This window comes from Bacillus sp. USDA818B3_A (assembly GCF_009928415.1).
Lineage (GTDB): Bacteria > Bacillota > Bacilli > Bacillales > Cytobacillaceae > Neobacillus.
Genome location: NZ_JAABNN010000021.1, coordinates 23,132 through 42,029 on the forward strand (window position 1 = coordinate 23,132; position 18,898 = coordinate 42,029).

Here is an 18,898-nt window from a genome sequence, read left to right on the forward strand (position 1 = left end):
TAAAATAATCGAAATAGTATTAAAATTATGTGACTATATCTTTTAATAATTATAGAACTAGGATGGGAGCCATAATCATGAAGGAGTTAAAACTTGACGTAACCTTAACCACTGAAAAAAAACAAAAGCCATCATTCGACAATTTAGAGTTTGGTAAATACTTTACCGACCACATGTTTATTTGGAATTATACAGAAGGAAAAGGATGGCATGATCCGCGAATTGTCCCTTACCAGCCAATTACCTTAGACCCTGCGGCAACTGTATTTCATTACGGCCAAACGGTTTTTGAAGGATTAAAAGCATATTTGACAAAGGACGAACAGGTTCTATTGTTTAGACCAGATGAAAACATGAAAAGGTTCAATCGATCCAATGATCGTTTGTGTATGCCGAAGCTGGATGAAGAGGGAGCATTAAGCGCCTTAAAGCAATTAATTCAAATTGAGCGCGATTGGATTCCTTCTGCAGAAGGGACTTCCCTTTATATTCGTCCATTTATGATTGCTACTGAAGCGTTTTTAGGAGTGCATCCTGCAAAAACCTATCAATTTATGATTATTCTTTCACCGGTAGGTGCTTACTATAAAGAGGGTCTTAATCCTGTTAAAATTGCAGTGGAAAGTGAATTTGTCCGTGCGGTGGCTGGCGGAACTGGTAATGCCAAGACAGCAGGGAACTATGCAGCAAGCTTAAAGGCGTCTGAGATTGCCGAGCAAAATGGCTATTCTCAAGTATTATGGCTTGATGGAAAAGAAAATCAATATATTGAAGAGGTTGGCAGTATGAACGTCTTCTTCAAAATCAATGGGGAAGTTATTACTCCGGAATTAAATGGAAGCATCCTTGAAGGGATTACCCGTAAATCCGTTATCGAGTTATTGAACTATATGGATATACCAGTTGTTGAGCGGAAAATTTCTATTCATGAAATTCAACAGGCCTATCAAGATGGGGTTTTAGAGGAAGCCTTTGGTTCAGGAACGGCTGCGGTTATCTCGCCAATCGGAGAACTTCTATGGAATAACGAGAAAATGTTAATTAATAATGGAGAGATTGGTTCGGTATCGAAGCAAGTATACGATACCTTAACTGGAATTCAAAATGGCGTAAAAGAAGATCCTTTTGGCTGGTCAGTAAGACTCTAGGTGAAACAATGACTATAAGAAAAGTCTCTATTATTGGATTGGGAGCATTAGGCATTTTATTTGGTCATCAATTATCCAAAAACATGCCTGCTGCAGATTTAAGAATAATAGCTGATCAAAACCGGATTAGGCGCTACCTGGAAGAGGGAGTTTATTGTAACGGTGAGCGCTGTAACTTCCAATACGTGACACCAGAGGAATCATGCGAGCCTGCCGATTTATTGATTATTGCTGTTAAATTTACAGGCTTACATGAGGCCATTCAAGCCGTTAAACATCATGTAGGCGAGAACACATGTATTTTATCCCTATTGAATGGAATCTCTAGTGAAGAAATCATTGGTAAGACTTATGGTTTGGATAAAGTGTTGTATTGTGTGGCCCAGGGCATGGATGCTGTAAAAGTTGGCAACAAATTAACGTATGACCATATGGGTATGCTCTGCTTTGGTGAAAAAGAACCAGGGGTGATCTCGGAGAGGGTAAACACTCTTGCTGAGTTTTTTGATCAAACAAAGGTTCCTTATCAGGTGGACCAAGATATGGTAAAAAGGCTTTGGGGTAAATTTATGCTAAATGTTGGGGTCAATCAGACAGTTGCTGTATTTGAAAGCAATTATGGAGAAGTACAGCAAGAAGGGCCGGCAAGAAGCATGATGATCTCTGCTATGAGAGAGGTTATGGATCTTTCCGAAAAAGCTGGTGCATTTATTACCGAGGAAGATTTAAATTATTGGTTAAGAGTTCTTGGTGCCTTAAGTCCAAACGGCAAGCCCTCCATGGCCCAAGATGTTGAGGCAAAACGGTTCAGTGAAGTAGACCTGTTTTCTGGCACAGTAGTGGAACTTGGTAAAAAGTTTGGAGTACGAACACCAGCCAATCAAACATTGTACGAAAGAATAAAGCAGATGGAGAGCCATTATACACATATATAAATTTTAAAGAAAAGGAAAGGCAGCTTCCGGATGGGAGCTGCCTTTCCTCTTCAATAGAGAGATTTTTTGTTTTAGTAGAAAAATGATTGTTTTTTAAAATATTATAATGTTATAATGTGGTAGTATGATAATATGGTAACGTACTAAAGGATTAATAAAATTAACTTTTAAAAGGTGGTAATATATGATGAAACGGATAGCAACAGTGATATTGACCATTGCAGCTGTATTCTCGCTGCTTACAGCCTGCGGAAAAACAACTAGTAATAAAGACGATCAGACCCTAATCATTGGTATTGACGATAAATTTGCACCTATGGGATTTAGAGATGAAAATAATAAAATTGTTGGCTTCGATATTGATTACGCCAAAGCGGCTGCGGAAAAAATGGGACAAAAGGTAAAGTTCCAGCCTATCGATTGGAAAACAAAAGAATCTGAATTAAGCAGCGGACGGATTGATTTAATTTGGAATGGCTATACGATTACCGATGAACGTAAGAATAAAGTACTGTTTACTAAACCTTATTTAAGTAATGCACAAGTAGTTGTAACAAGAACTGATTCAAACATTACCAAGCTAGCTGATTTAGAAGGTAAAGTTGTTGGTCTTCAATCACTATCCTCCGCATCAGATGCCTTAGATGCGAATCCAATTAAAGCAAAAATTAAGACTGTTACAGAGTTTAAAGACAATGTGCTGGCTTTAAATGATTTAAAGAGCGGCCGTTTAGATGCGGTAGTAATTGATGAGATTGTTATCAACTATTATATGACAAAAGAAAACGATTCGTTTAAAATAGTAGATGAATCACTTGCACCTGAAGAATACGGAATTGGTGTAAAAAAAGGTAATGAGGAATTACTTAAAAAACTTCAAAAGGCCCTTGATGAAATCAATGCGGATGGTACGGCAGCTAAGATTTCAACTAAGTGGTTTGGCGAAGATAAAGTGTTGAAGTAAAATTACCTACTATACAAAACAGGATTTCCTTTGGGAACCCTGTTTTGTTTTGTTATTCAATCAGGTAAGATAAGATTAGCTATCTTACTATTAAATCGTTAAATGGTAATCATGCTGCTTATGCTTTTTTTAATTGGAGGAAAATTAAGAATGTCAATTAATTACATTGTATCTATTCTGAAGCCAATGCTTGAAGGGGCTCAGATGACGGTCCTGCTATTCTTTATTGCAATTATCATAGCAATACCATTGGGCTTTTTATTAACTTTGGCAGTTAGAAGTCAGATTAAACCATTATCATGGCTTGCTCAAGCCTATATATATGTGATGCGTGGAACTCCCTTGTTACTGCAATTGTTATTTATCTGTTTTGGGCTGCCGATGATTCCTGTTATCGGTGAATATCTAGTTTTAGACCGTTTTGTAGCGGCTTGTTTAGGGTTTATATTAAATTATGCTGCCTATTTTGCAGAAATTTTCCGCGGAGGCCTATTGGCGATTGATAAAGGACAATACGAGGCTTCCCAGGTACTAGGGCTGAATAAATGGCAGATGACGACCAGAATTATCATGCCGCAAATGTTTCGGATCGCCTTGCCTGCTGTAGCCAATGAATCCGTCACGCTTGTAAAAGATACGGCTCTCCTCTATGCAGTAGCGGTCCCTGAACTTTTGCACTTTGCGGAAACAGCAGTAAATCGTGATTTTACAATCGTACCATTTGTAGTTGCAGGGGTTATTTACCTTTTAATGACACTGGTTTTAACTTTAGTATTTAAATGGATTGAAAATAGATTTAGATTTGAATAGAAGGTATGGGTGAATATGGCGATCATTGAAGTTTCAAACCTTAAAAAGTCTTATGGAGAATTAGAGGTATTAAAAAACATTACGTTTGATGTAAATAAAAACGATGTCGTCGCGGTGATTGGTCCTTCGGGTTCAGGGAAGAGTACGATGCTCCGCAGCCTTGTTCATCTAGAACAAGTGGATGGCGGCAGTATTTGTGTTTCAGGTGATAATTTAGTGAAGGATGGAGTTTATCCAAAGCTGCCTGAAATCAAACAAATAACTGCGAAAATGGGAATGGTGTTTCAGCACTTTAATTTGTTCCCGCATCTTACAGTTCAGGAAAATTTGATGATTGCGCCTAAATTGGTGAAAAAAGAATCAGCAGGTGACCTTGGGCACCGAAGCTCGGAGCTTCTTAAAAAAATTGGTCTCCTTGAACGTGCTAAGGCCTACCCAGCTAATTTATCGGGCGGCCAAAAGCAAAGGGTAGCGATTGCACGGGCTCTTATGATGAGACCTGAAATTCTGCTGTTTGATGAGCCTACATCGGCTCTTGATCCGGAGTTAACAGGGGAAGTACTTCAAGTAATGAAAGAATTAGCCGAAGAGCATATGACCATGATTGTGGTCACACATGAAATGGGATTTGCGAAAGAGGTAGCAAACCGGGTCGTTTTTATGGATAATGGAGAAATTGTTGAATCGGGACATCCATCCCAAATCTTTACTAATCCAAAGTTCGACCGGACAAAGGCTTTCTTAAATCGAAGTTTATAAATGCTATTAAGTCCATCTTACAAAAAGTAAGATGGACTTTTTGTTTTTGTAAGAAAATTTTTTTATTAACAATCTGCAACTAAAGGCCCATAAAAAGCTTGTCAAAAGACCTATATTCATTTTTTTAATGTACCATAGATTACCTTTTTGGTAAAATATACATGACTGTAAATTAAGAAAATTACTAAAATTCAATATAAATAATGTTATGAGGAAAGGATTCTTCCATAATGATTACAAATGAAAGAGTAAACCCAAAATCAGGAAGTGATACACATTTAAGTCAGTTAGCTTCCGTAGGGCAAATTGCGGCAGGGATTGCTCATGAGGTGAGAAACCCCTTAACAGCGGTTAAAGGGTTTCTTCAATTGCTTGAGCAGGATGGAAGAAGGGAATATATTGATATTGCGCAGGCAGAATTAGATAATGCCCTAATAACGTTAAATAATTTATTACAGGTATCAAAACCTGATTTAGAAGATGAGGGGTTTCAAAGTATCTATTTGGCTGTAGAACTAGAATCTATTCTCAATTTATTTCAAGACAAATTGTACAATATCGAAGTGTTTACGGAATTTAACTTTACAGATGTATCTATTTATGGAAAGAAAAATCAGTTTAAAAAGGCCCTCTTTAATCTTATAAAAAACGCAATTGAATCCATGGAGGAGAATGGGACACTTACGATCAGCCACGATTTAAGGGAAGATGAAGTGGTTGTAAAAATAAAGGATACAGGAGTAGGGATTCCAGAAGACAAAATCCAAATTTTAGGGACGCCTTTTTTTACCACCAAGGAACAAGGAACAGGGATGGGGCTGACACAGGTATTTTCGGTCATTTATCAGCACGGCGGGAATATCACGGTTGACAGTAAAGAAAATCAAGGTACCATGTTTACGATCAAGATTCCCAAGCAGCAGCAGGTAAAACAAAGGGGAGTAAAAACTTTGAAATTACATTATGAGGAAAGATTGTCTATGAAGGATTTCTTTTTCGAAAACCGCCAGGCATTTGAAGCAAGATTGTTACATGAAGCCATTAATGTGAAAGATAAAATAGATGAAATCCAAAGAGTAGGGAACATTAATCTGTTATCTAATGCACATAAACTCGTCTTGTTTATCGTAGAGGAACGGGAGCATGAATTAATTTCTTTTGCTAAACAAGAAGGAAAGGCATGGGCAAAATATTCGTTAACACTTGCTTTTAAGTTGGAATGGATTCAAGCCGTTAGAAGAACATTATGGGACTTTTTATATAATTATGACCTCCTAAGTAAAGCAGAAGTAGATCGAACAGCCTTCTATGGATTAGAAAAACAAATAAATGAGAGTATCGACCAGTTTCTAACATACTTTTTTATTAGTTATTCTAACTACAAAGACGAGTTGCTCGAAGCCCAAAGAAAAATGGTTGATGACCTCTCAGTTCCAATTATCCCTATCAATAGAGACATTTGCATCTTACCTTTAATTGGTACAATTGATTTATTAAGGCTTACGACCATTCAAGATAAGGTATTATCAGAAATTGAAACCCGTCAAATTCAATACTTAATTATTGATCTATCTGGAGTTACCCCAACGGATTATGAAGCATCCAAACAATTTGTTAAGATTATCGAAGGTATTTCGATGATGGGCTGTAAAACGATATTAACAGGTTTACGAGCAGACATTGTCAAAAATATAATTAACCAAGGTATAGGTTTTAACCTGATGGCTGATTTCAAAGGTACTCTTCAGCAAGCCCTAAATGATGTGATTTTTTCAAACACATTAAAGTAAAAAACATAAATATAATTTGCTTAGAGAAGGATATAAGTAAAAGGAGGTCCTTCTCAGATGGATTTAAATTTAGATAACAAAAAGGATAAAGATGAAAAGGAAAACCTTGCATCTACTCTTGAAAACTCAAAAGAAATAGAAGAAGATTTGATGCGGACTTATCTTATTACAGCAGAGCGAATTCATGATAATGAAGAATTAAAAGAACGTCTCGAAAATTTTGCTGAGGGAAATGCAAAGCGGACTAAGCAGTTAATCGATGAGTTGAATGATTTAAAAACTGAATAGCGCAAAAAGAAAAGGTGAAAGATCTCTCAAAATACTTACGAGATCTTTCACCTTATTATAATCTAGGGATTTTATCTAATCCCTTTCATTAAGCTCTGAATTTTAGGTGACAGTGCTAATAGAATAATTCCAAGAACGATGGAAGCACCGCCAATGACACCGAAGTAGGTCATTTCAGTTTCAGGAGTATAGAACTTAACGAGTTGCGCATTTAATGCCTGGGCAGCGGCACTTGCTAAGAACCAGAGACTCATGGTTTGTGCTGAGAAAGCTGCCGGAGCTAATTTGGTAGTAGCTGATAAACCGACAGGTGATAAACATAATTCACCCAGTACTACAATTAAAATACTAAGAACCAGCCATAATGGATTTACTAAAGAATCAGTTCCGCCGAAATAAGCAGGAATTAGAATGACCATAAATGACAAGCCGGCAAATAACAAACCAAGTGAGAATTTTTGCGGAATGGAAGGCTCGCGCTTTCCTAACTTTACCCAAATAGCAGCGAATACAGGTGCCAATACAATAATAAATAATGGATTTAGCGATTGGAACCATGCCGGGGAAATATCTATTCCTGCAAAGTGTAATTGTGTACGATTATCTGCATAGCTGGCAAGGATGGTTGATCCCTGTTCCTGAATTGCCCAGAACATAACTGCTGCAATGAACAATGGAATGTAGGCAATTACACGTGAGCGCTCGTCAGATGTAGTTTTAGGGCTTGTGTACATGCGAATAAAGTAAATAGCTGGAATTAAAATACCAAGAATACTAACAATGTTAATGAACCCTTCAAAGGTTAACAATCCTTTTGGAATGGTAATAAAACAAATAATAGCGACAATAACAATCCCAATTACAAAATAGGTAGATACTTTTTTCTTCTCAGCTGATGTCAGCGGATTTGCTACCATTGTTCCAGCGAGACCAAGATTTTTCTTCTTAGTTAAAAGAAATAGAACTAATCCAAGGAACATACCCACAGCTGCAATTCCAAAACCTAAATGAAAGCTGGTGTTCATGATTGTTTTGGATCCAACGATTAATGGTGAAAGGAACGCACCTGCGTTAATTCCCATATAGAAAATACTAAAACCAGCATCACGGCGGTTATCGTTTTCGGCATACATTTCACCAACAACAGTTGAAACATTCGGTTTTAATAATCCTGTTCCCAAAACAATGAGAACCATGGAAACAAAGAAAAAAGCGATACTGCCTGGAATGGCAAGGGCAATATGTCCCAGCATAATAAGAATTCCACCGAAGAACACGGCCTTTGAGGTACCGAAGATACGGTCAGCCAACCAGCCGCCGATAATCCCTGACATATATACGAGAGAACCATATATAGACATAATCGATAGCGCCAAGGTTTGGTCCATACCTAGACCACCCTTAGTTACACTATAATACATATAGTAAACGAGAATAGCTCTCATTCCGTAATAAGAGAATCTCTCCCAGAATTCGGTGAAGAAAAGTGTGAATAACCCTTTAGGATGTCCAAAGAATCCTTTCTGAGGTACACTATCCACAATTTTCTGCCTATTTAGATTTGACATTGTACAGCCTCCTTTTTATTATTCTATAATACTTTTCTTATGTTTGAATTGTCAAAAACTATTTTTGGTAATAAAGTGAATTATCTATAAAAACCTTGATAATTCAATGGATGAATGTTTCCTGCTAGTTAAAAGAAAGTTTTTTTGAAATAATGGATTTTTTTAGAAAATAGAGACTATTCTTTCTAGTAGCTTCATAGAAACAATTTGACTTGAGTTTTGGTTATTATAAGAAACCCCAGGGTATTGTATAATTATTGTTAAATTATTTCTAAGTGGTGAAGGGTAGTATGACAACAGACAATCTTGACTTTTTAAATAAAGATTTATTCTTTAAGTTATTCAACAATATGTCGGATTTGGTCTATTTGACGAAGGTAAGGGACGATAGTCAGTTTACCTACGTTCTTGCAAATGAGCCGGCAAAAAAATTCTCAAGAATCACTTCAGAAGCATACGGCAAACCCGTTAGCGAAGTTCTTCCGCCAGAGGTTTATCAAGTGATCAAGGATAAGTACTTCCAAGTCCTCTCAACCAAAAAGCCGGTTAAATATGAAGATAAATTTATCCTAGCAACCCCTAGGGACCATAGTAACAATCATATCGTTTATTGGGAATCGACAGTGACGCCAGTTGTTAATCAAGAGGGTGAATGTACACATTTATTAGCAGTAGTCCGCGATGTAACGGAACGAAAAAAATACGAGAAGCAATTAGAACACCTGGCACACCATGACAACTTAACAGGGCTTCCAAATAGGACCTACTTTTTTCAAAAGTTAAAGGAAGAAATGGAGTTATCCAAACAGACTCATACATCGTTAGCTGTCTTTTATCTTGATGTTGATCATTTTAAAGAAATCAATGATACGCTGGGACATGATATTGGGGATGAGCTATTAAAGGAATTCACCAAACGGATTAAGACATGTATTCGCGAGGAGGACATGTTCGCTCGTTTAGGAGGGGACGAATTTGTCATTTTACTGACAGGCTTATCAGACGAAAACATCATCGAAATTGCCAAGCGGATATTAACTTCCGTTAAGAGGACATGGACAGTAAATAATCATCGAATCAATATATCCACCAGCATTGGAATCGCATTCTATTCTCATTTAAACCACGACGAAAAATCCTTACTTAAACACGCGGACAATGCCCTCTACCAGGCAAAAAAGAACGGCAGAGGCAGCTTTTCACTTTACAAAAACTAACCGGTGTCTGTACACCCCGAATGGACAATGTCTTTTTGCGGTGACAGGCACCAATTTTTTTATTTTCAAGTGATTTATAGTGATTGACTTTAACGTTGCGTGAAGGTGTATCGTTATATCAAGAGGAGGTAAAACGAATGGAGTATACAGTGCAAAAGTTGGCCAGTTTGGCGGGGATTAGTACGAGAACTTTAAGATATTATGATGAAATTGGGATTCTTAAGCCGGCAAGAATCAGTTCGTCAGGTTATCGTATTTATGGCCAGGCGGAGGTCGATCGGCTGCAGCAAATTTTATTTTATAGGGAACTAGATGTCAGTTTAGAAAAAATTAAAGAAATAGTCTACGATCCATCCTTTGATGGTGCGGCCGCACTTAGAGAACATCGTGAAAAACTCCTTGAGAGAAAGAAACAATTAGATTTATTAATCGCTAATGTCGATAAAACCATTGCGTTAACGGAAGGGAGAATAAAGATGTCTGATAAAGAAAAGTTCGAAGGGTTTAAGAAAAAGATGATAGAAGAAAACGAGAAGAACTATGGTAAAGAAATTCGTCAAAAATATGGTAACGATCAAGTAGACCAATCTAATGCGAAGGTCATGAATATGACGCAGAAGCAGCATGATGAAGTCACTGCATTAGCTGAAAATATTACCGTAACTTTGGCAGAGGCGTTTAAAACTGGTGACCCTGCAGGAGAATTGGCTCAAAAGGCAGCTGAACTCCATAAACAATGGTTATGCTACTATTGGAATGAATACAGCAAGGAAGCTCATGCGGGTCTAGCCCAAATGTATGTAGACGATGAAAGATTCACAGCCTACTATGATAAAGAGCAGCCAGGCACAGCTAAATTTTTAAGAGATGCAATATATATTTACACAGGGAAAAAGTAATTAAAGGTGCCTGACACCACCGAAGGTGGTGTCAGGCACCTTTTTTCATTTATATCACTTAAAAATGTAGAAAGTCGAAAGATTGTATGAATATTTGGTACTGAAAATCAATAGATTATAGAAGCTTTTTTGTTTCGCTAGTAGAAAAGAAAAGGCAGGTGTGATGGTGGATAAAGGACCTATTCTTCGAATTAATGAATTAAAGGTATCGTTTCAAACGGGTGGGAAATATGTCCCGGCTGTAGATGGAGTCAGTTTTGATTTAATAGAGGGCGAAATTCTCGGTATTGTTGGCGAATCAGGGAGTGGAAAGAGTGTAACTTCCCTGGCTGCGATGGGGTTGGTGCCTTCTCCCCCTGGAAAAGTCGACAATGGCAACATTACCTTTGCAGGAAAGGATCTAACAGCCAGTTCGGAAAAAGAGTGGAGAAAAATCCGCGGCAATCAAATATCGATGATTTTTCAAGAACCAATGACATCGTTAAATCCGTTGTTCACGATTGGAAATCAATTGGATGAAGCCATTCGCTTACATACCAATCTGACAAAGAAGGAAATGAAAGTCAGGAGCATTGAATTACTGCGATTAGTTGGCATTCCTAGAGCAGATGAAATTCTAAAGGAGTACCCTCACCAATTATCAGGCGGGATGAGGCAGCGGGTTATGATTGCCATGGCCATGGCATGCAGTCCTAAGGTGCTGATTGCGGACGAGCCTACGACCGCTCTCGATGTGACGATACAGGCACAAATCCTTTCATTAATGAAGGATTTAAATAAAAAAACAAATACCTCCATTATTCTCATTACTCATGATCTAGGTGTCGTTGCTGAAATCTGCCAACGAGTGATTGTCATGTATGCAGGGCAAATTGTAGAACAAGGGGATGTCAGGAAAATCTTAAAGAATCCGCAGCATCCTTATACAAAAGGCCTGCTAAAGTCCGTTCCAGATATTAGAGGGAAGAAAGATCGACTATACAGTATACCTGGAACCGTTCCAGCTCCAGGAACAGTAAAACAGGGCTGCCGTTTTGCCGCAAGATGCCCTCACTTATTTGCTAAATGCCTAAAAGAAGCGCCTGAATTAGCTAATCTGCAAAAAGATGGACATGAAGTACGATGCTTCCTACATACATTGAAAGAGGGGAGTGATCAGCTTGACAAAAGTGCTACTTGAGGTCAATGGTCTAAAAAAATATTTCCCAATTACAGGCGGTTTATTTGGTAAGAAACAGGGGGAAGTCAGGGCAGTTGACGATGTTTCCTTTTTTGTAAAAAAAGGAGAGACTCTCGGCATTGTTGGGGAGAGCGGCTGTGGGAAGTCTACTACAGGCAGGTTATTATTGCGCTTACTTGAAGCAAATGATGGAAAAATAATGTTTGAAGATAAAGAGATTACCAGTATGTCAAAGTCGGAATTAAGAAGAGTGCGCAGGGACATTCAAATGGTCTTCCAGGACCCATATGCATCGTTAAACCCTAGACATTCCATTGAACAAATCCTTGAAGAACCTTTAATTGTACATGGAATTGGGACAAGGGAGGAACGCCGCAGGCAGGTAAGAGAGATGCTCGAGGTAGTAGGCTTAAGCAGTTATCATGCCAAAAGATATCCACACCAATTTAGCGGCGGGCAGCGCCAGCGGATTGGGATTGCCAGGGCACTGATGACAAAACCGAAACTAATTATTGCAGATGAACCGGTATCAGCCCTCGATGTTTCGATTCAGGCCCAAGTTCTTAATCTAATGAAAGATATCCAAAATGAGTTTAAGCTGACCTATATTTTTATCGCCCATGATTTGGGGGTGGTCCGGCATGTCAGCGACCGTGTGGGTGTGATGTATTTAGGCAGATTAATAGAGGTGGCAGACAGTGAGGAACTCTATGAGAACCCGATGCACCCGTACACAAAAGCACTTTTATCGGCGGTTCCAATACCTGATCCAGATTTCCAAAAGCGAACGGTCTTAATAGAAGGGGAGCTGCCAAGCCCGGCTAATCCCCCAAAAGGTTGTGCTTTTCATACAAGATGCACCGAATGCATGGATATCTGCAAAACAACAAGACCAATAGAAAAAGAAAGTAATGGTCATTTTGTTGCCTGTCACTTATATAACGAGTGATTTGCAGCATTGATGTTAATAAATAAAAAATTTATTAGGGGGAAAGAAACTCATGAGGAAGAAGTCTTTTAAACTGCTGTTGATCGCAGTATTAGCCATCAGTTTGTTTTTAGTTGGCTGCAGCAGCAAATCAAATGAAACAACAGGAGGCAAGGATGAGTCTGCTTCTGGAAATGAAACGAAAAAGGATACACTAGTCTATGGCCGTGGAGGGGATTCTACCTCACTTGACCCAATCACCTCAACGGAAGGGGAGACTTTTAAGATAACCGAAAACATTTTTGAAACATTAATCCAATATGGCGACCAAGATACAACAATAAATCCGGGACTTGCTGAATCATGGGAAGTCACTCCTGATGGATTAACCTACACCTTCAAGCTGCGGCAGGGAGTTAAATTCCATGATGGGACCGATTTTAATGCAGAAGCAGTGGTATATAACTTTAATCGCTGGATGAATGGAAATGCGGACAGTTTCCCTTACTATACGATGTTTGGCGGATATAAAGGGGAAGAGGGGCACGTCATTAAAGAGGTTAAAGCGATAGATGAACATACCGTGCAATTTAGCTTAACTCGACCGCAGGCACCATTCCTAAAGAACTTGGCAATGTCTCCGTTTGGGATTGCCAGTCCTGACGCTGTGAAAAAATACGGTGATAAATTTAGAGAACACCCTGTTGGCACAGGCGCATTCAAATTCGTTGAATGGAAAGAAAACGATACAATTACACTTGAAAAAAACCCAGACTATTGGCAAAAAGGCTACCCTAAATTAAATAAGGTCATTTTCCGTGTTATACCTGAAAACACCGCTCGTCTTAATGCGCTGGCCAATGGCGAGATCGATGTCATGGATGGCCTAAACAATTCAGATGAGGACGCTGTAAAAGCAAATAATAATCTTCAAGTGATTGAACGTCCATCAATGAACGTAGGGTACATTGGTTTGACTACCACTCGGAAGCCATTCGATAATAAGCTGGTTCGCCAAGCGATGAACTATGCGATTGATAAAAAATCAATCATTGATGCATTTTATGGGGGGAAAGCCCTCGAGGCCGCTAATCCAATGCCTCCTTCTATTGAAGGCTATAACAAGTCAATTGAGCCATACCCATATGATTTAGAGAAAGCAAAACAATTATTGAAAGAAGCTGGATACGAAAAAGGCTTTGAAATTGACCTTTGGGCTATGCCTGTAGCACGCCCGTATATGCCTGAGGCACAAAAGGTTGCCGAAGTGATTCAAGAGAGCCTAAGTAAAATTGGTGTCAAAGCCAAAATCCAATCGGTTGACTGGGCTACTTATTTAGACAAAGCCGCCAAAGGTGAGTTTGATATGTTCATGCTTGGCTGGACCGGTGATAATGGGGACCCGGATAACTTCCTATATACATTGCTTGATAAAGACAGCATCGGCAGCAATAACTATTCTTACTATAGCAATGACAAATTGCACGATATCCTAATTAAGGCTCAGACTGAAACAGATCAGGCGAAACGTAATGCCCTTTACGAGGAAGCTCAAGTCATCATTCATGAAGATGCTCCTTGGGTTCCGCTTGTACATTCCACACCATTGTTAGCAGCAGGGAAAGATGTGGTTAACTACCTGCCGCACCCAACAGGTTCAGAAGCGCTGACAAAGGTTGAATTTAAATAGGACAAAGAGGGGAGGGGCTTTCCCTCCCTTTTGTTTACCAATCGACGACCAAAAGAGGTGAAAAAATTGTTTCCCTACACCGTCCGCCGCGTATTGTCGTTAATTCCAGTTTTAATTGGAATGACACTAGTTGTATTTGCTATTATCCATGCGATACCGGGAAATCCAGCTCAAGTTATTCTTGGTCAAAGAGCAACGGCAGAATCTATTGCTACATTAACAAAGGAATTAGGGCTGGACCGGCCTTGGTATATACAATACGTAGATTATCTTAAAGGCTTGCTTCATGGGGACCTTGGAATTTCCCTCAGGACAAGAGGCCCTATTAATGAAGAAATTTGGTCTTACTTAGCAGCAACAGTGGAATTAACGCTTGTTGCGATGATTATTGCTGTGATTATTGGAGTAAACGCTGGTATTATCAGTGCCTGGTTCTCCAGGTCATGGTTTGATTATGCTGCAATGATGCTCGCTCTTATTGGGGTGTCAATGCCTATTTTTTGGCTTGGGTTAATGGAACAATGGGCATTTTCTATTCATTTAGGCTGGCTTCCCACAACAGGCCGGGAAAATGTTAGAGATCCCGTATCAGCAATTACTAATCTTTACTTACTAGATACCTTATTACAAGGAAGATTCGATCAGTTTATCGTGGTGCTTAAACATTTAATTCTGCCAAGTTTGGCTCTTGCCACTATTCCGATGGCTATTATTGCAAGAATGACTCGTGCAGCCATGCTAGAGGTGATGAAATCAGATTACATCCGTACAGCCAGGGCAAAGGGGCTAAGTATGTTTTGGGTAGTTTATAAACATTCATTAAAAAATGCCATTATTCCGGTATTAACCATTATCGGGCTGCAAACGGGCCTGCTGTTAGGGGGAGCTATCCTGACAGAAACAATCTTTGGCTGGCCGGGAATTGGCAGATACCTATATGATGCAATTGGCTATCGTGATTATCCAGTCATTCAGTCGGGCATTTTAATTATCGCAGCTATCTTTGTAGTTATTAATTTAATCGTCGATCTATTATATATCCTTGTTGATCCAAGGATTAAATATACGAAATAATGGAGGTGTCTTCAAAAGTGGCTGAACTTGTAAAAAAATCACCAACACTCACTCCAGAGATCGTTGAAGAGCAGTTGATACCTCCCTGGAAGGAAGCGTGGATCTCATTCTATAAAAATCGGCTTGCGCTGGCTGGCTTATTCATTGTCGCTTTTTTTATCATGATTGCTGTTTTAGCACCGATCATTGCTCCCTATAGTTTTAAAGAGCAAGTGCTGACGGACAGAATGCTCCCGCCTTCAAGTGACCATTGGTTCGGCACCGATGACTTTGGACGTGATATCTTCTCACGGATTGTTTATGGGGCGAGAATATCCTTGTGGGTCGGCTTTTTCTCCGTTCTGGGGTCTGTTGTTTTCGGGACCATCTTAGGAATAACAGCAGGATATTATGGCCGCATTATAGATACAGTTATTTCACGTATTTTTGATATTATGCTTGCATTTCCAAGTATTCTATTAGCCATTGCGGTCGTTGCCATTCTAGGACCATCCTTAAAGAATGCCCTGATTGCCATTGCAATTATTAATATTCCAACCTTTGGCCGGCTGGTCCGCTCCAAGGTTTTAAGTGTCAAACAAGAAGAATATATTATGGCCGCCCGTGCAGTTGGAATGAAGGATACGAGAATTCTCCTTCGTCATATTTTACCTAATAGTATTTCTCCGGTTATTGTCCAAGCGACCCTGGCAATTGCCACATCCATTATTGAAGCCGCTGCCCTTGGATTTTTGGGTATGGGGGCACAGGCACCCGCGCCAGAGTGGGGGAAAATGCTTGCAGATTCAAAGAATTATATTACTCAGGCACCATGGACACTCTTTTTTCCAGGTATAGCAATTATGCTGACAGTGTTGGGATTTAATTTAATGGGAGATGGACTTAGGGATGTGCTTGACCCAAAAATGAAGAATTAATCGATTCATAGACTCCGCTTGGGGTCTTTTTCTGTTCTTTAAAATGACGGTAGTTTCTAAATTTTCAATTAAGCATTATAATGATGTAAAAAAACAGGTTTGGCCTTTAGGGGGATGAAAGGTTTTGAAGAACGGAGAGAAAAGTATTGTTTTTATCGGATTTATGGGAGTTGGAAAAACGACGATTGGAAAGCTGGCCGCTAACAAGCTAGGTCGTCCTTTTATAGATGTAGATGAAGAGATTGAAAAAGAATATGGTCTGCCGGTTTCACAAATTTTTAAACAAATCGGCGAAAAAGCATTCAGAGCCAAGGAGAAACAGTTGATTGCGAATTTTGCAGAACAAGAAAACAAGGTGATTTCACTCGGCGGTGGTGCGTTTCTTCAAGAAGAGATTAGAGAGATTTGTCTATCCTCCTGCATCGTCATTCATCTGGATTTATCCTTAGAAAGTTGGAAAAACAGGCTCAGTTTAATTTTTGAAAGCCGACCCGTTTTACATGGGAAGTCTATTGGTGAAATGGAAGAGCTTTATTATAGCAGACAAGCTATCTATGCTCAGCATCATTTGAAAATCAATACAGACCAAAGAAGCGCGGATGAGATTGCTGAACAAATTGTTTCCAAACTAAAAATGGAATTTGGTGTGAAATAATGATGAAAGAAAATGTTAAAAAATACGTTACAGTTAGAGGAGTAACCATAGGTGATGGTGCTCCAAAAATATGTGTACCGATGGTAGGGACAACTTTAGCTCAATTAATAGAGGAAGCTAATTTCTTAAAAACACTTGATTTAGATGTAGTCGAGTGGCGGGTGGACTTTTTTGAACATGTTGAGCAAATTGATAAAGTCAAAGAAGCTTTGATTCAAATTCGAGAAGTTCTTGCAGAAATCCCGCTTGTGTTCACCTTCCGCAGTGCAAAAGAAGGCGGAGAAAAAGAGGTTGGCAGTGCTTTCTATTTTGAATTAAATAAGGCTATCGCAGAAACTGGCTTAGTTGATATAGTTGATATTGAGTTATTTAATGAAGAAAAGGATGTTAAAGCTTTAATCGAAGCAGCTCATGTTCAGAATGTTTATGTGATTATTTCTAATCATGATTTTCATGCAACTCCTTCTAAAGAGGAAATTATTTCGCGCTTGCTTAAGGCCCAAGAATTAGGAGGAGACCTGCCAAAGATTGCAGTAATGCCGAAGAGTACAGTTGATGTATTGACATTGTTGGATGCCACTGCTGCCATGAATGAACAATTCGCTGACAGACCGATTATTACCATGTCTATGTCAGGAAAAGGGGTTATCAGCCGATTAGCCGGAGAAATATTTGGCTCAGCCCTTACCTTTGGGGCGGCTAAGAAAGCTTCAGCGCCAGGTCAGATAGCCGTAACGGAACTTAGAAGCATATTAAATTTGCTTCATACTAGTTTATAACTCAATGATTTCATAAAATCCTAATGGGAGTTCCTTATTTTTGAGGAGCTTCTTTTTTGATTTATACATGTTTTTAGATCTATGCATATAGAATGTATAATCTTACAAAGGAGAATGAAAACGTTTACAAAATAAAAGGCGATAATTTTCAGTAAAAATAAAAAATTAAGGTATTTAGTGGTTGAATATTTATATATAAGTATGTATAATAATTCATTATGAAAGCGACTTGGGAGTGGAAGAAATGAAAGCAGCGATCATCGGTGGAACGGGTTATGGTTCGATTGAGTTAGTCAGGTTAATTAATAAGCACCCATACTTGGAGATTGGTTCAGTTGTATCCAACTCTCAAGCTGGAGTTCAATTTAGTGATGTGTACCCACATCTTTCAGATATTGTTGTGCAGCCTCTTGAAAAATTTGATACTAATAGATTAAGTGAAGAGAATGAAATTGTTTTTCTAGCCACCCCTTCAGGTGTGAGCAGCAAACTTGTACCACAGCTGCTTGAAAAAGGAATAACGTGCATTGATCTTTCCGGCGACTTCCGGCTAAGGTCACGCGTAGAGTATGAAACCTGGTATAAGCACCCATCACCGGATGAGAAGTACTTATCACGGGCAGTGTACGGTTTGAGTGAAGTTTATAAAGAAGAAATTAAGAATGCTTCTTTCATTGCAAATCCTGGCTGTTATCCAACAGCAACTAATCTTGGTCTATTGCCAATTATCAAGTCTGGATTTGCTGATGAAAGATCCATCATTATAGATGCCAAATCCGGAGTATCAGGTGCCGGTCGGGGCCTTTCATTAACTTCTCATTACTCAGAGATTAACGAAAACTTCAAAGCTTATAAACTAGGAAAACATCAACATATTCCTGAAATAGAACAAGTGCTGTCGGATGAGAGCGGTAATCCAATTACCGTTACCTTTACTACACATCTTGCTCCAATGACAAGGGGAATCATGTGCACGATGTACGTGAATCTAGAAGAAAAAATTTCAACAAAAAAAGTTATCGATTTATATAAACAATTTTATGATGAATCTCATTTTATAAGAGTACGGCCGGAAGGAAACATTCCTTCAACAAAAGAAGTGATGGGATCAAACTTTTGCGATATTGGTTTGCATGTGGATGAACGGACCAATCGGTTAACTGTCATTTCCGTAATCGACAATTTAGTAAAAGGTGCTGCAGGTCAAGCAATTCAGAACGCCAACCTGATGAATGGCTGGAATGAACATACTGGGCTCACTGATTTACCAATGTATCCATAATGAAAAGATTAATAA

General features: G+C 38.9%; 18 protein-coding genes. 17 read left to right on the top strand and 1 reads right to left on the bottom strand.

Annotation, left to right across the window (positions count from 1 at the left end; genetic code table 11):
* The first annotated feature begins 77 nt into the window (after positions 1 to 77).
* The 7 genes from GXK58_RS22410 to GXK58_RS22440 all read left to right on the top strand — a co-directional run bounded on the left by GXK58_RS22410 (position 78) and on the right by GXK58_RS22440 (position 6,694).
* On the top strand, positions 78 to 1,148 hold the full coding sequence (locus tag GXK58_RS22410; RefSeq protein WP_160725410.1) for a branched-chain amino acid aminotransferase: 1,071 nt from the start codon (positions 78 to 80) through the stop codon (positions 1,146 to 1,148).
* Between the two features lie 8 nt (positions 1,149 to 1,156).
* Entirely contained in the window at positions 1,157 to 2,083 is a 927-nt protein-coding gene (locus tag GXK58_RS22415) for a ketopantoate reductase family protein (RefSeq protein WP_160725411.1), read from the top strand.
* Positions 2,084 to 2,270: 187 nt separating this feature from the next.
* Complete coding sequence (locus GXK58_RS22420) at positions 2,271 to 3,047, top strand: amino acid ABC transporter substrate-binding protein (protein ID WP_202171436.1); 777 nt, start codon at positions 2,271 to 2,273, stop codon at positions 3,045 to 3,047.
* Positions 3,048 to 3,197: 150 nt separating this feature from the next.
* Positions 3,198 to 3,857: an amino acid ABC transporter permease gene (locus GXK58_RS22425; protein WP_160725413.1), complete on the top strand. Its 660-nt coding sequence runs from the start codon at positions 3,198 to 3,200 to the stop codon at positions 3,855 to 3,857.
* Between the two features lie 15 nt (positions 3,858 to 3,872).
* Positions 3,873 to 4,616, top strand: coding sequence for an amino acid ABC transporter ATP-binding protein (locus tag GXK58_RS22430; protein ID WP_160725414.1), 744 nt, complete (start codon positions 3,873 to 3,875; stop codon positions 4,614 to 4,616).
* A 230-nt stretch (positions 4,617 to 4,846) separates the two neighbouring features.
* On the top strand, positions 4,847 to 6,406 hold the full coding sequence (locus GXK58_RS22435; protein ID WP_160725415.1) for an ATP-binding protein: 1,560 nt from the start codon (positions 4,847 to 4,849) through the stop codon (positions 6,404 to 6,406).
* A 57-nt stretch (positions 6,407 to 6,463) separates the two neighbouring features.
* Positions 6,464 to 6,694, top strand: coding sequence for a hypothetical protein (locus GXK58_RS22440; RefSeq protein WP_160725416.1), 231 nt, complete (start codon positions 6,464 to 6,466; stop codon positions 6,692 to 6,694).
* Between the two features lie 71 nt (positions 6,695 to 6,765).
* Here GXK58_RS22440 and GXK58_RS22445 read toward each other — a convergent pair whose 3' ends face one another.
* Positions 6,766 to 8,262, bottom strand: a complete 1,497-nt coding sequence (locus tag GXK58_RS22445; RefSeq protein WP_160725417.1) for a peptide MFS transporter — start codon at positions 8,260 to 8,262, stop codon at positions 6,766 to 6,768.
* Positions 8,263 to 8,552: 290 nt separating this feature from the next.
* On the opposite strand from GXK58_RS22445, the gene GXK58_RS22450 reads away from it, so the two are divergent.
* From GXK58_RS22450 to argC, 10 genes are all read left to right on the top strand, one after another.
* Entirely contained in the window at positions 8,553 to 9,479 is a 927-nt protein-coding gene (locus tag GXK58_RS22450) for a sensor domain-containing protein (RefSeq protein WP_160725418.1), read from the top strand.
* Positions 9,480 to 9,616: 137 nt separating this feature from the next.
* On the top strand, positions 9,617 to 10,378 hold the full coding sequence (locus tag GXK58_RS22455; RefSeq protein ID WP_160725419.1) for a MerR family transcriptional regulator: 762 nt from the start codon (positions 9,617 to 9,619) through the stop codon (positions 10,376 to 10,378).
* 163 nt (positions 10,379 to 10,541) lie between these two features.
* Positions 10,542 to 11,558: an ABC transporter ATP-binding protein gene (locus GXK58_RS22460; RefSeq protein ID WP_160725420.1), complete on the top strand. Its 1,017-nt coding sequence runs from the start codon at positions 10,542 to 10,544 to the stop codon at positions 11,556 to 11,558.
* Positions 11,539 to 12,507, top strand: coding sequence for an ABC transporter ATP-binding protein (locus tag GXK58_RS22465; protein ID WP_160725421.1), 969 nt, complete (start codon positions 11,539 to 11,541; stop codon positions 12,505 to 12,507). Before GXK58_RS22460 ends, GXK58_RS22465 begins: the two co-directional genes overlap by 20 nt.
* A gap of 52 nt (positions 12,508 to 12,559) precedes the next feature.
* A complete protein-coding gene (locus GXK58_RS22470; RefSeq protein WP_160725422.1) occupies positions 12,560 to 14,176 on the top strand; it encodes an ABC transporter substrate-binding protein in 1,617 nt (538 codons plus the stop codon).
* A gap of 66 nt (positions 14,177 to 14,242) precedes the next feature.
* Positions 14,243 to 15,250, top strand: a complete 1,008-nt coding sequence (locus GXK58_RS22475) for an ABC transporter permease (RefSeq protein WP_160725467.1) — start codon at positions 14,243 to 14,245, stop codon at positions 15,248 to 15,250.
* 17 nt (positions 15,251 to 15,267) lie between these two features.
* Positions 15,268 to 16,167, top strand: a complete 900-nt coding sequence (locus GXK58_RS22480; protein ID WP_442862496.1) for an ABC transporter permease — start codon at positions 15,268 to 15,270, stop codon at positions 16,165 to 16,167.
* Between the two features lie 163 nt (positions 16,168 to 16,330).
* Positions 16,331 to 16,822: a shikimate kinase gene (locus GXK58_RS22485; RefSeq protein ID WP_160725468.1), complete on the top strand. Its 492-nt coding sequence runs from the start codon at positions 16,331 to 16,333 to the stop codon at positions 16,820 to 16,822.
* Positions 16,823 to 16,824: 2 nt separating this feature from the next.
* Positions 16,825 to 17,601 (top strand): type I 3-dehydroquinate dehydratase, encoded by a 777-nt coding sequence (gene aroD, locus GXK58_RS22490; protein ID WP_160725469.1) that lies wholly within the window; start codon positions 16,825 to 16,827, stop codon positions 17,599 to 17,601.
* A 244-nt stretch (positions 17,602 to 17,845) separates the two neighbouring features.
* Complete coding sequence (gene argC / locus GXK58_RS22495; RefSeq protein ID WP_160725424.1) at positions 17,846 to 18,883, top strand: N-acetyl-gamma-glutamyl-phosphate reductase; 1,038 nt, start codon at positions 17,846 to 17,848, stop codon at positions 18,881 to 18,883.
* Positions 18,884 to 18,898: the final 15 nt, after the last annotated feature.

Coding starts and splice junctions, on each gene's coding strand:
- GXK58_RS22420 (WP_202171436.1), top strand. CDS start 2,271: ATGAAACGGATAGCAACAGTGATATTGACCATTGCAGCTGTATTCTCG.
- GXK58_RS22430 (WP_160725414.1), top strand. CDS start 3,873: ATGGCGATCATTGAAGTTTCAAACCTTAAAAAGTCTTATGGAGAATTA.
- GXK58_RS22450 (WP_160725418.1), top strand. CDS start 8,553: ATGACAACAGACAATCTTGACTTTTTAAATAAAGATTTATTCTTTAAG.
- GXK58_RS22445 (WP_160725417.1), bottom strand. CDS start 8,262: ATGTCAAATCTAAATAGGCAGAAAATTGTGGATAGTGTACCTCAGAAA.
- GXK58_RS22460 (WP_160725420.1), top strand. CDS start 10,542: ATGGTGGATAAAGGACCTATTCTTCGAATTAATGAATTAAAGGTATCG.
- argC (WP_160725424.1), top strand. CDS start 17,846: ATGAAAGCAGCGATCATCGGTGGAACGGGTTATGGTTCGATTGAGTTA.
- GXK58_RS22470 (WP_160725422.1), top strand. CDS start 12,560: ATGAGGAAGAAGTCTTTTAAACTGCTGTTGATCGCAGTATTAGCCATC.
- GXK58_RS22410 (WP_160725410.1), top strand. CDS start 78: ATGAAGGAGTTAAAACTTGACGTAACCTTAACCACTGAAAAAAAACAA.
- GXK58_RS22455 (WP_160725419.1), top strand. CDS start 9,617: ATGGAGTATACAGTGCAAAAGTTGGCCAGTTTGGCGGGGATTAGTACG.
- GXK58_RS22485 (WP_160725468.1), top strand. CDS start 16,331: ATGGGAGTTGGAAAAACGACGATTGGAAAGCTGGCCGCTAACAAGCTA.
- GXK58_RS22425 (WP_160725413.1), top strand. CDS start 3,198: ATGTCAATTAATTACATTGTATCTATTCTGAAGCCAATGCTTGAAGGG.
- aroD (WP_160725469.1), top strand. CDS start 16,825: ATGAAAGAAAATGTTAAAAAATACGTTACAGTTAGAGGAGTAACCATA.
- GXK58_RS22440 (WP_160725416.1), top strand. CDS start 6,464: ATGGATTTAAATTTAGATAACAAAAAGGATAAAGATGAAAAGGAAAAC.
- GXK58_RS22435 (WP_160725415.1), top strand. CDS start 4,847: ATGATTACAAATGAAAGAGTAAACCCAAAATCAGGAAGTGATACACAT.
- GXK58_RS22415 (WP_160725411.1), top strand. CDS start 1,157: ATGACTATAAGAAAAGTCTCTATTATTGGATTGGGAGCATTAGGCATT.